10 protein-coding genes are annotated in these 10,702 nt (G+C 72.9%); all 10 read right to left on the bottom strand.

The annotated features are described in order from the left end of the window. On the bottom strand, nt 1-441 hold a 441-nt coding region (locus tag QM582_RS07825), incomplete at its 3' end, for a laccase domain-containing protein (RefSeq protein ID WP_415083283.1). 32 nt (nt 442-473) lie between these two features. Continuing rightward, the gene (ftsZ, locus tag QM582_RS07820) at nt 474-1,664 is read right to left on the bottom strand and encodes a cell division protein FtsZ (protein ID WP_415083261.1); all 1,191 of its coding nucleotides are present in this window, start codon (nt 1,662-1,664) and stop codon (nt 474-476) included. Nucleotides 1,665-1,860: 196 nt separating this feature from the next. Further along, nucleotides 1,861-2,583 carry a cell division protein FtsQ/DivIB gene (locus QM582_RS07815; protein ID WP_415083259.1) on the bottom strand — a complete coding sequence of 241 codons (723 nt, stop codon included), beginning with the start codon at nt 2,581-2,583 and terminating at the stop codon, nt 1,861-1,863. Continuing rightward, nucleotides 2,580-3,980, bottom strand: coding sequence for a UDP-N-acetylmuramate--L-alanine ligase (gene murC / locus QM582_RS07810; protein WP_415083257.1), 1,401 nt, complete (start codon nt 3,978-3,980; stop codon nt 2,580-2,582). Before murC ends, QM582_RS07815 begins: the two co-directional genes overlap by 4 nt. A 1-nt stretch (nt 3,981) precedes the next feature. After that, nucleotides 3,982-5,079, bottom strand: coding sequence for an undecaprenyldiphospho-muramoylpentapeptide beta-N-acetylglucosaminyltransferase (murG, locus tag QM582_RS07805; protein WP_415083256.1), 1,098 nt, complete (start codon nt 5,077-5,079; stop codon nt 3,982-3,984). 7 nt (nt 5,080-5,086) lie between these two features. Next, nucleotides 5,087-6,352, bottom strand: coding sequence for a putative lipid II flippase FtsW (gene ftsW, locus QM582_RS07800; RefSeq protein ID WP_415083254.1), 1,266 nt, complete (start codon nt 6,350-6,352; stop codon nt 5,087-5,089). Nucleotides 6,353-6,358: 6 nt separating this feature from the next. Then, nucleotides 6,359-7,867 (bottom strand): UDP-N-acetylmuramoyl-L-alanine--D-glutamate ligase, encoded by a 1,509-nt coding sequence (gene murD / locus QM582_RS07795; protein ID WP_415083252.1) that lies wholly within the window; start codon nt 7,865-7,867, stop codon nt 6,359-6,361. Continuing rightward, entirely contained in the window at nt 7,846-8,919 is a 1,074-nt protein-coding gene (gene mraY, locus QM582_RS07790) for a phospho-N-acetylmuramoyl-pentapeptide-transferase (protein ID WP_415083250.1), read from the bottom strand. The genes murD and mraY overlap by 22 nt, the downstream gene beginning before the upstream one ends. Next, nucleotides 8,916-10,355 (bottom strand): UDP-N-acetylmuramoyl-tripeptide--D-alanyl-D-alanine ligase, encoded by a 1,440-nt coding sequence (locus QM582_RS07785; protein WP_415083248.1) that lies wholly within the window; start codon nt 10,353-10,355, stop codon nt 8,916-8,918. The genes mraY and QM582_RS07785 overlap by 4 nt, the downstream gene beginning before the upstream one ends. After that, the coding region (locus tag QM582_RS07780) for a glutamate ligase domain-containing protein (RefSeq protein ID WP_415083246.1) at nt 10,348-10,702 on the bottom strand (355 nt) is incomplete at its 5' end. The genes QM582_RS07785 and QM582_RS07780, both read right to left, overlap by 8 nt.

Genomic DNA, 10,702 nt, shown 5'->3' with positions numbered 1-10,702 from the left:
TCGCAGACTGCGTCCCGGTGCTGCTGGCGGACGCCGCGGCCGGGGTGATCGGTGCAGCACCCCGCCGGCCAGGCCGACCCGGCCGGCGTGCGCGGCACCGATCACCCCGGCCGCGGCGTCCGCCAGCAGCACCGGGACGCAGTCTGCGACCCGGACCGCCAGGCCGATGCCGGCCCGGGTGGTGACCAGGGCGTCCGCGCTGCGGGTGGCCAGCTCGGCCAGGTCGGTGTCCTCGCCCAGCACGGCCACCTCGCTGCCGTGCACCTGGCGCACCACGGCCAGCGGCACGCCCAGGTCGGCCTCCAGCCCGGCGATGCCGGGCGCGCGTCCGGCGGCCCCGTGCGCACCGCCCAGGCTGAGCACCGAGCCGTCCGGGCCGAGCGCGTCGGAAAAGGCGACCCCGACGCCGTCGGCGCCGGGGTCACGGTGGAACTGATACATCGCTGATGCTCCGCAGGTAGGGGCTGTCGCCTCTACTTCAGGAAGTCGGGCACATCCAGGTCGTCGTCGGCCGGCGGCTGCGCCGGACGCGGCGCGTAGGGCGAGGGACGCTCCACGCTGGGCTCCTGCGGCCGCACCACCGGCTCGGCCGCCGGCTGGGCCGGACGCGCGAAGCTCGGCTCGGGACGGCTCACCGGCGCGGCCGGGGCCGGACGGCTCTGCTGCTGCCGCAGATCGGGTGCCCGGGTGATGCCTGGCTGGCGCCGCGGCGGCTGCCCGCCGTCGAAGCCGGCGGCGATCACGGTGACCCGCACCTCGTCGCCCAGGGCGTCGTCGATCACCGTGCCGAAGATGATGTTGGCGTCCTCGTGGGCCGCCTCCTCGATCAGGTTGGCCGCGGCGGAGACCTCGAACAGGCCCAGGTCGGAGCCGCCCGCGATGGACAGCAGGACGCCGTGGGCACCGTCGATGCTGGCCTCCAGCAGCGGCGAGCTGACCGCCATCTCGGCGGCAGCCCGGGCCCGGTCCTCACCGCGCGCCGAGCCGATGCCCATCAACGCCGAGCCGGCGTTGCTCATCACGGCCTTCACGTCGGCGAAGTCGAGGTTGATCAGGCCCGGCGTGGTGATCAGGTCGGTGATGCCGGAGACGCCCTGCATCAGCACCTGGTCGGCCTGCTTGAAGGCGTCCAGGATCGCCACCTGGTGATCGGTCATCTCCAACAGCTTGTCGTTGGGGATGACGATCAGGGTGTCGACCTCCTCGCGCAGGCCGGTGATGCCGTTGTCGGCCTGGGTGGCGCGGCGCTTGCCCTCGAAGGAGAACGGCCGGGTCACCACACCGATGGTCAGCGCGCCCAGCGAGCGGGCGATCCGAGCCACCACGGGCGCGCCGCCGGTGCCGGTGCCGCCGCCCTCGCCGGCGGTGACGAAGACCATGTCGGCGCCCTTGAGCACCTCTTCGATCTCGTCGGCATGATCCTCGGCGGCCTGCCTGCCCTTGTCGGGATCGGCGCCGGCGCCCAACCCGCGGGTCAGGTCGCGGCCGATGTCGAGCTTGACGTCGGCGTCGCTCATCAGCAACGCCTGTGCGTCGGTGTTGACGGCGATGAACTCCACGCCGCGCAGACCGGATTCGATCATCCGGTTGACGGCGTTGACACCACCCCCACCGACGCCGACGACCTTGATGACCGCCAAGTAGTTCTGGGATGCACTGCCCACGAAGATTCCCACCTCAATAGCGCTTTTGCGTTTGCCGAAGACAAGTCTCAAGTTGCGGTGCAGACCCCGGGGAAAGGCAACTCGGTCACGTCGGATCACAGGCTACGCAGCCGCGAACACCCGCGTCCAACGCACCCTGCCCGCTCGGCGCGTCCCTCAAGTAGTACTTCAGGGTTGTCGAGGGTTCAGGTTCCGCCTAGCGCGTGGTCGGGTTGGACGGCGCCGAGACGTCGTAGACCCGGTGCTTCCCGGGCAGCAGCCGGGCCAGCACCTGAGCCTTCAGTTCGGACTGCTCGGCACCGCCCCAGACCACCCGGGCGCCGCCGCTGAGCTCCAGCGTGATGCTGTCCGGAGTGTCCGCCCCGATCAGCTGGACGGTGGAGCGCAGCGAGGCCGGCAGGGCCCGGGTCACGGCCGCCAGATCCCGGATCAGCCGCGGATCGCCGCCGGGCACCCGGGCCACCATCAGGTTGCGCGGCGGCTGGGCGGCGGAGTTGAAGATCACCCCGGTGTCGTCGGCGATCCAGTAGCCGCCGGGGGTCTCGACGGCCAGCGCCGGGACCCGTTCGGTGATCGCGATGTCGATCGTGTTCGGCCACTGCCGGGACACCGCGACCTTCGCCACCGGGGCCAGCCCGGAGACCCGGGCAGCGACGGCGTCCAGGTCGACCTGGGCCAGCGGGGTGCCGTCCGGGATCGCGGCGAGCGCCCGCACCTGGTCGGCTCCGGCCAGCGCGCCGCCCTGCACCACGACGGCGCGCACCCCCAGCACGCTGGAGCCGAGCACCAGCCAGGCCAGCACCCCCAGCACCGCCAGGACGCCGGCCAGCACCGCGATCGCGATCACTCGGCGGCGTCTGCCGCGGCGGCGCCGCAGCACGATCCGGCCGGTCGCGTCGCTGACTCCCGGAATGGTCACCGGCCGGCCTCCAACGCCGCCGGGCCGACCGCGGTGACGTCCCCGGCGCCCACCGTCAAGGCCAGGTCGCCGGGACGCAGCGCGCCGGCCAGCACCCCCGGCGCGGCCGCCTTGTCGGCCACGTAGGTCACCTTGGCGCCGGCCGTCCGCGCGGCGTCGGCGACCAGCTCGCCGGTGACGCCGGGGATCGGATCCTCCCGGGCCGGGTAGACGTCCAGCACGATCACCTCGTCGGCGGCGGCCAGCGCCGTGCCGAAGTCGGCGGCGAAGTCGCGGGTGCGGCTGAACAGGTGCGGCTGGAAGCAGACCACCAGGCGTCCGTCCCCGGCCAGCGGCCGGGCCGCGGCCAGCAGGGCGCGCACCTCGGTGGGGTGATGGGCGTAGTCGTCGTAGATCCGGGCGCCGGCCAGCTCACCGACGTAGCTGAACCGGCGGTAGGTGCCGCGGAACAGCTCCGCGGCGGCCCGCAGCTCGGGGCCGGGGACGCCGAGGGCCCGTCCGATGGCGTAGCCGGCGGCGGCGTTGAGCAGGTTGTAGCGTCCGGGCACCGCCAGCCGCAGCGCCCCGCTGTCGCCGGGCGCGCTCAGCAGCGCGGATGCCGAGGGGCCGTCGACGGCGATCTCGGTGAGCCGGACATCGGCCTGCTCGGACTCGCCGAAGGTGAGCACCCGGCGGCCCTCCCCCTCGACCAGCCCCCGCAGCGCCCGGGTGCCCGGGTCGTCCGCGGACAGCACAACGGTGGCCACCCCGGGCGCGGTCGCCAGTGCCACGAAGCCCTCGAAGTAGGCCTGCTCGGTGCCCCAGTTGTCCAGGTGGTCGGCCTCGATGTTGGTGATCGCCACCACCTCGGCCGGGTACTGCAGGAAGGAGCCGTCGGACTCGTCGGCCTCGACCACGAACGCCTCCCCGGCTCCCAGCCGGGAGCTGTGCCCGGTGCTGGCCAGCGGCGAGCCGATCACGTAGGACGGGTCGGCGCCCAGGCCGGCCAGCATCTCGGCGGTCATCCCGGTGGTGGTGGTCTTGCCGTGGGTACCGGTGATCGCCACCCCGCGCCGGCCCAGCATCAGCGCGCCCAGGGCGGCGCTGCGGTGCCAGACCCGCAGCCCCCGGCGGCGCGCCTCGGCGAGCTCCACGTTCGACTCCCGGATCGCCGAGGAGACCACCACGGTGCGGGCGTCGCCCAGGTTGGCCGGGTCGTGCCCGACGTGCACCTCGATGCCGTCCCGCTGTAGTTGCCGCAGGGTGGCCGAATCGGCCTGGTCGCTGCCGGAGACCCGGACGCCGGACGCCGCGTAGGCCGCGGCGATGCCGCTCATCCCGGCACCGCCGATGGCGATGAAGTGGACGCCGCCCAGCTCGCCGGTGCCGACCAGGGGTACGGGTTTCACCAGGGCCATCTCAGCCCCGTCCCGCGATGGCCAGCACCCGCTGCGCCAGTCGTCCAGCGGCGTCCGGGGGCACCAGGGCGCGACCGGCCCGGCGCATCGCCGGCAGGGCGTCCGGGTCGCCGAACAGGCCGAGCACCTCGACGGCCATCCGGGCCGCGTCGAAGTCGGCGTTGTCGACCAGCCGGGCCGCGCCGCCCTCGACCAGGAAGGTGGCGTTGCGGGCCTGCTCGCCGTTGCCGTGCGGCAGCGGCACGAAGATCACCGGCAGCCCGACGGTGGCGGTCTCCATCACCGTGCCGGCGCCGGACCGGCCGACCATCAGGTCGGCGGCGGCGTAGGCGTCCTCCATGGCGTCCACGTAGCCGAGCGGCAGGTAGCGGGCGCCGCTGCCGGGATCGGTGACCACGACGTCGGCGTCGGTGATGTTCTTCGGCCCCAGCACGTGCAGGATCTGGACGCCGGCGGCGAGGATCCGGTCCCGGGCGCCCAGCGTCGCGTTGTTGATGCTCTGCGCGCCCTGGGAGCCGCCGGAGACCAGCAGGGTGGGGCGTTCCGGGTCGAGGCCGAAGCCGGCCCGGGCGTCCGGACGCCGGGCCTCCACGTCCAGCGCGGCGATCCCCCGCCGCACCGGCAGCCCGAGATACTCCGCCCCGGGCAGCGGGGTGGCCGGGAAGGACACCGCGACCAGCTTCGCGAACCGGGCCGCGACCTTGTTGGCCAGCCCGGGCAGGGCGTTCTGCTCGTGGATCACCACCGGGATGCCGAGGGTGCGGGCGGCCAGGTAGACCGGCAGCGAGACGTAGCCGCCGAAGCCGACCGCGACGTCCGCCGACTCCCGCTTCAGGATCCGGCGGGCCTGCCGCACCGAGTCGACCAGCCGCCACGGCACCTTGGCCAGTTCAGGGGTGAGCGAACGCGGCAGCGGCACCGGCGGGATCAGTTCCAGCCGCAACCCGGCGGCCGGCACCACGGTGGTCTCCAGCCCCCGGGCGGTCCCGACCGCGACGATGCTGCCGGACGGGTCGGCCTCGGCGATCCGTTCGGCGGTGGCGATCAGCGGCGAGGTGTGCCCGGCGGTCCCCCCACCGGCCAGCACGACGTGAGCCATGGTCCTCCTATGCGCGGCGCGACTCGACCACGGTGACGGCGTTGCCGCCCTTGCGTTTCCTGCGTTCGGCCAGCCGGCGGGCGTCCGGTTCGAGCTTGGCGCAGGCCAGCAGCATGCCGATGCCGGCCAGGTTGGCCATCAGTCCGGACCCGCCGTAGGACAGCAGCGGCAGCGTCACGCCCATCACCGGGATCATCTTCAACACCACCATGATGTTCACCAGCGCCTGGATCATCAACCAGGAGGTGACGCCGGCGGCGACGTAGCGGCAGAAGGTCAGGTCGGAGCGCAGCGCGATCCGGAAGCCGGCGTAGCCGAGCACCAGGAACAGCGACAGCACCACCAGGGTGCCGATCAGGCCCAGTTCCTCGCCCACGATGGCCAGCACGTAGTCAGTGTGCGCCTCGGCCAGCGAGCCCCACTTCTGCCGGGACGCGCCCAGCCCCAGACCCCACCAGCCGCCGGAGGCCAGCGCGAAGACGCCGCGCTGCGGCTGCAGGTTGACCCCGAAGGTGTCGTGGCCGGCGTTGAGGAAGCCGAGGATCCGGTCCATCCGGTTGCCGGAGGTGATCACCAGGGCGAGCACCGCGGTCACCACAGTGGCGCCGATGCCGGCCAGGATCTTCCAGGACGCGCCGACGTACCACAGCATGGCCACCACGATGGCGCCCATGATCATCCCGGTGCCCAGGTCGTGCTGCAGCACCACCAGGCCGATCAGCAGCAGCGACACCGGCACGAACGGCACCAGCAGGTGTTTCGGCTGGTCGAGCAGCTTCTGCTTGCGGGCCAGCAGGTCGGCGCCCCAGACGATGATCGCCAGCTTGGCCAGTTCGGAGGGCTGGATGCGGAAGAACGAGGTGCCGAACTGCACCCAGTTGCGGTTGCCCTTCGCCTCGCCCCAGCCGAGCGGGGTGAAGGTCAGCATCTGCAGGCCGAGCGCGACGACCACCAGCACCCAGCCGAGGATCTTCAGCGACCGCGGCTGGAACCGGGACAGCAGCAGCGCCGCGACGCCGCCGACGGCCAGGAAGAAGACCTGCCGCTTGACGAAGTAGTAGGCGTCGCCGAACCGGACGCTGCCCAGCACGCTGGACGCCGAGAGCACCATCATCATGCCCAGGCTGAGCAGCAGCACGGTCGGCACCAGGACCAGGAAGAAGCTGGCCCGCGGATGCGCCAGGGCGTCGCCGATCGGGGTGGAACGGGACCGACGCCGGGTGGTGCCCTTCGTCGTCTGCTTACGATCCAGCGGGGAAGAGAGGATCGCCACTGTCTGTCAGCCCTTCTCCTCGGCTCCGGTGATCGTCCGGACGGCCCGGGCGAACGCGGCTCCGCGCGCGTCGTACCCGGTGAACATGTCCTTGCTGGCGCAGCCCGGCGCCAGCAGCACCACGTCGCCGGGTTCGGCGTACCCGTGGGCGGCCGCGACCGCCTGAGCCATCGCTCCAGTGTCGGTGGAATCGATCACGGTGACGGGGATCTGCGGCGCGTGTCGGGCGAGTGCGTCCGCGATCACCCCGCGATCGACGCCCAGCAGCACCGCCGCCCGGAGCTTCTCGCCGTAGTTGCGCACCAGCTCGTCGAAGCTGGTGCCCTTGGCCTGGCCGCCGGCGATCCAGACGATCGAGTCGAAGGCGCGCAGCGAGGACGCCGCGGCGTGCGGGTTGGTGGCCTTGGAGTCGTCCACCCAGCGGATGCCGTCGTGCTCGGCGACGGCCTGGATCCGGTGGTCGCCCAGTTCCAGGGCGCGCAGCCCGTCGCGGACCGCGGTGGCCGGCACCCCGAAGGAGCGGGCCAGCGCGGCGGCGGCCAGCGCGTTCTCCACGTTGTGCGGCGCGAACGGCCGGACGTCGGAGAGCTTGCCCAGCTCCATCGCCGAGTCCCGGCGCTGGGCGATGAAGGCCCGGTCGACCAGCAGGTCGTCCACCACGCCCAGCTGGCCGATGGTCGGGGTGCCCAGGGTGAAGCCGATGGCCCGGGCACCCTCGGTCACCTCGGCGTCCTCCACCATCCGCCGGGTGGCCTCGTCGGCGACGTTGTAGACGCAGCTGTGGGTGACCCGCTCGAAGATCCGGGCCTTGTCGGCGGCGTAGGCGGCCATCGCGTCCGGGGCCGGGCTGTCCCAGGAGGCCGGGTCGGCGTACCACTCCAGATGGTCGGGCTGCAGGTTGAGCACCGCCGCGGAGTGCAGTGCCAGCGAGTTCGTGGAGTGCAGCTGGAAGCTGGACAGCTCCACCGCCAGCACGTCGTAGGCGACCTCGTCCAGGATCGCCTCGACGATCGGACGCCCCACGTTGCCGACCGCCGAGGTGGTCAGCCCGGCCGCGGTCAGCATCGACTCCAGCATGTTCACCGTGGTGGTCTTGCCGTTGGTGCCGGTGACCGCCAGCCAGGGCACCACCCGGTCGGGCTGCATCATCCGCCAGGCCAGCTCCACCTCGCCCCACACCGGGACCCCGCCGCGCCGGGCCTGGGCGACCAGCGGCGCCCGCGGCGTCCAGCCCGGGGAGACCAGCAGCAGGTCGGTCTCCGGCGGCAGCACCGCGGTCGAGCCGGGGCCGAGCCGGACGTCGGCGCCGAGCACCTCCAGGATGGCGGCCTTCTCGGCGTTGGCCGGGGTGTCGGCGTCGTCCAGCACGGTGACCTGCGCACCGAGTTCCAGCAGGCCGTCGGCGGCGGCGTACCCGGACGCGGCCAGCCCGGCCACCACCACCCGGGCCTGCGGCCAGGGCGAGAGCCGGGTGGCGTCCGGCAACCAGTCGATCACTGCAGACCCACCGTCCATTCGGCGTAGAAGATGCCCAGGCCGAGCGCGACGCACAGCCCGCAGATGATCCAGAACCGGATCACGATGGTGATCTCGGCCCAGCCGAGCAATTCGAAGTGGTGCTGCAACGGCGCCATCTTGAACAGCCGTTTGCCCTTGGTGGCCTTGAAGTAGCCGACCTGCAGCACCACCGAGAGGGTGATGATCAGGAAGAGCCCGGCGATGATCAGCATCAGCAGCTCGGTGCGGGTGAAGATGGACAGCGCCGCCAGTCCCCCGCCGATCGCCAGCGAACCGGTGTCGCCCATGAAGATCTTGGCCGGGCTGGCGTTCCACCACAGAAAGCCGAAGCAGGCGCCGGCCAGGGCCAGCGAGACCAGGGCCAGGTCACCCGGGTCGCGCACCCAGTAGCACTGCGGGCCGACGGTGGAGGTGGTGGCGCAGGACTGGTTGTTCTGCCAGATGTTCACCAGCGCGTAGGCGGCGAAGACCATGGTCGCCGCGCCGGTGGCCAGGCCGTCCAGCCCGTCGGTCAGGTTGGCGGCGTTCGACCAGGACGCGATCACCACCATGATCCAGATCACCGCCAGCCAGATCGGCAGCTGCAACCAGCTGATGTCGCGCAAGAAGGAGACCGCGGCGCTGGCCGGGGTGATGCCCTGGTCGTCGGGGAATTGGAAGGACAGGATGGCGAAGGACACCCCGACCACGGCCTGGCCGACCAGTTTGGCCCAGCTCTCCAGGCCCAGCGAGCGGGCCTTGGAGATCTTGATCCAGTCATCGGCGAAGCCGACCAGGCCCAGGCCGGTGACCAGGTACAGCACCAGGATCCCGGACGCCGTCGGCGGCGACCAGGTGATCAGGTGGGCCAGCGCGTAGGCGACGATCACCGCGCCGATGATCACGATGCCGCCCATCGTCGGCGTGCCGCGCTTGGTGTGGTGCGCGGTCGGGCCGTCGTCGCGGATGAACTGGCCGTAGCCGTTCTTGACCAGCACCCGGATCGCGAAGCGGGTGCCGAGCAGGGTGCCGAGCAGGCCGAGCCCGCCGGCCAGCAGGATGCTTCTCATGCGTCGCTCCCCTGCTCCGCCGCGGGGTCGGCCGCCAGCGCGTCCGCGACTCGATCCAGCGCCAGTCCCCGGGATGCCTTGATCACCACGACATCGGACGGTTGCAGATCCGACCCCGCCACCGCAACCGCGGCGTCCCGATCGGCCACCACCCGCACGCTGCCGGACGCCTCGCGGACGCCGTCCGCGATCCGGTCGGCGAAGTCGCCGACGGCGACCACGTCGAAGCCCAGGTCGGCGGCCAGCACCCCCAGGGCGTGGTGTTCGGCGTCGGCGTCGGCACCGAGCTCCAGCATGTCGCCCAGCACGGCGACCAGCCGCCCGCCAGGACGCCGCATCGCCGCCACCGTGCCGAGCGCCGCCCGCATCGAATCCGGGTTGGCGTTGTAGGCGTCGTTGACCACCAGCACCCCGTCGGCGCGCGGCATCAGCTGCATCCGCCAGGCCGAGCGGGCGGTCGCCGCGCTCAGCGCGCCGGCGATCAGCTCGGCCGGCAGGCCCAGCGCCAGGGCGGCGGTCGCCGCGGCCAGCGCATTGGCCACCTGGTGGCGTCCGGAGCCCAGCAGGGTGACCGGAACCGCCGCCCGCACCGTCCCGGCGGCGCGCAGCGTGAAGCTGTGCCGCTGCAGTTCGTCGGCGACCACGTCCTGGGCCCAGACCCGCAGGGCGCCGGCGTCGGGTTCGCCGGCCAGCGAGAAGGTGGCCAGCGCGGCGCCGGTGCGCCCCGCCATGCCGAGCACCAGCGGGTCGTCGGCGTTCAGCACCGCCCAGCCGCTCTCCGGCAGCGCCTCGACCAGTTCGCCCTTGGCCGCCACGATGGCCTCGACCGAGCCGAACTCGCCCAGGTGCGCCCGGCCCACGTTGAGCACCACCCCGACGTCGGGCGGCACGATGCCGCACAGCCAGGCGATGTGACCGCCGCCCCGGGCGCCCATCTCACTGACCAGGTAGCGGGTGTCGTCGCCGACCCGCAACGCGGTCAGCGGCACCCCGATCTCGTTGTTGAACGAGCCCCGCGGGCTCACCGTCGGCGCGGACGCCGCCAGCACCTGGCCGAGCAGGTCCTTGGTGCTGGTCTTGCCCGACGAGCCGGTGACGCCGACGCAGGCCAGCCCGGACGCCTTCGCCTCGGCCACCACGCCGCGGGCCAGTTCGCTCAGCCCGCGCTCGGCGTCGGCCACCAGCAGATGCGCCAGCGGTGCGGCGGTGCGGCGGGTGCAGATCGCCGCCGCGGCGCCGTTGGCAGCCGCCGCCGCGATGAAGTCGTGACCGTCGGCGTGCTCGCCGGGCAGGGCCACGAAGACGGCGTTCGGCGTCACCAGCCGGGAGTCGATCACCACGTCCGGGCCGGCCGGCCGGCCCATGCCGATCGGTTCGTCGTCGATCGGCACCGCGCCGGCCAGCGCCGCCACTTGTCGAATCGTCCGTTCACGCACTGTCGTTGTTCCCCCCAACGAGTCGTTGCCATTCTTCGCGAAGCACCGCCACGTCGTCGAACGCGCTGACCGTCCCGGCGATCTCCTGGCCGGTCTCGTGCCCCTTGCCCAATACCGCGACCCAGCTGTCCGGGTCGGCCCGGCGCAGCGCCAGCGCGATCGCGGAGCGGCGGTCGCCGCCGTCCAGCACCTCGGTGCCGGTGCCGGATTCGCGCGCCCCGGCCAGCACGGCGGCGCGGATCGCGGCCGGCGGCTCGGAGCGCGGGTTGTCGTCGGTGACCACCACCAGCTCGGCGTTGCCGGCGGCGGCGGCGCCCATCGGCCCGCGCTTGCTGGCGTCCCGGTCG

Source organism: Micropruina sp. (assembly GCF_047607385.1).
In the GTDB taxonomy this organism is placed as follows: Bacteria; Actinomycetota; Actinomycetes; order Propionibacteriales; family Propionibacteriaceae; genus Micropruina.
This window is presented reverse-complemented; position numbering and strand designations above follow the sequence as displayed.

What these genes read in the sequence shown, in the direction of transcription:
- murC (WP_415083257.1), bottom strand. Translation starts at nt 3,980, where the DNA reads ATGGCCCTGGTGAAACCCGTACCCCTGGTCGGCACCGGCGAGCTGGGC.
- murG (WP_415083256.1), bottom strand. Translation starts at nt 5,079, where the DNA reads ATGGCTCACGTCGTGCTGGCCGGTGGGGGGACCGCCGGGCACACCTCG.
- murD (WP_415083252.1), bottom strand. Translation starts at nt 7,867, where the DNA reads ATGGACGGTGGGTCTGCAGTGATCGACTGGTTGCCGGACGCCACCCGG.
- mraY (WP_415083250.1), bottom strand. Translation starts at nt 8,919, where the DNA reads ATGAGAAGCATCCTGCTGGCCGGCGGGCTCGGCCTGCTCGGCACCCTG.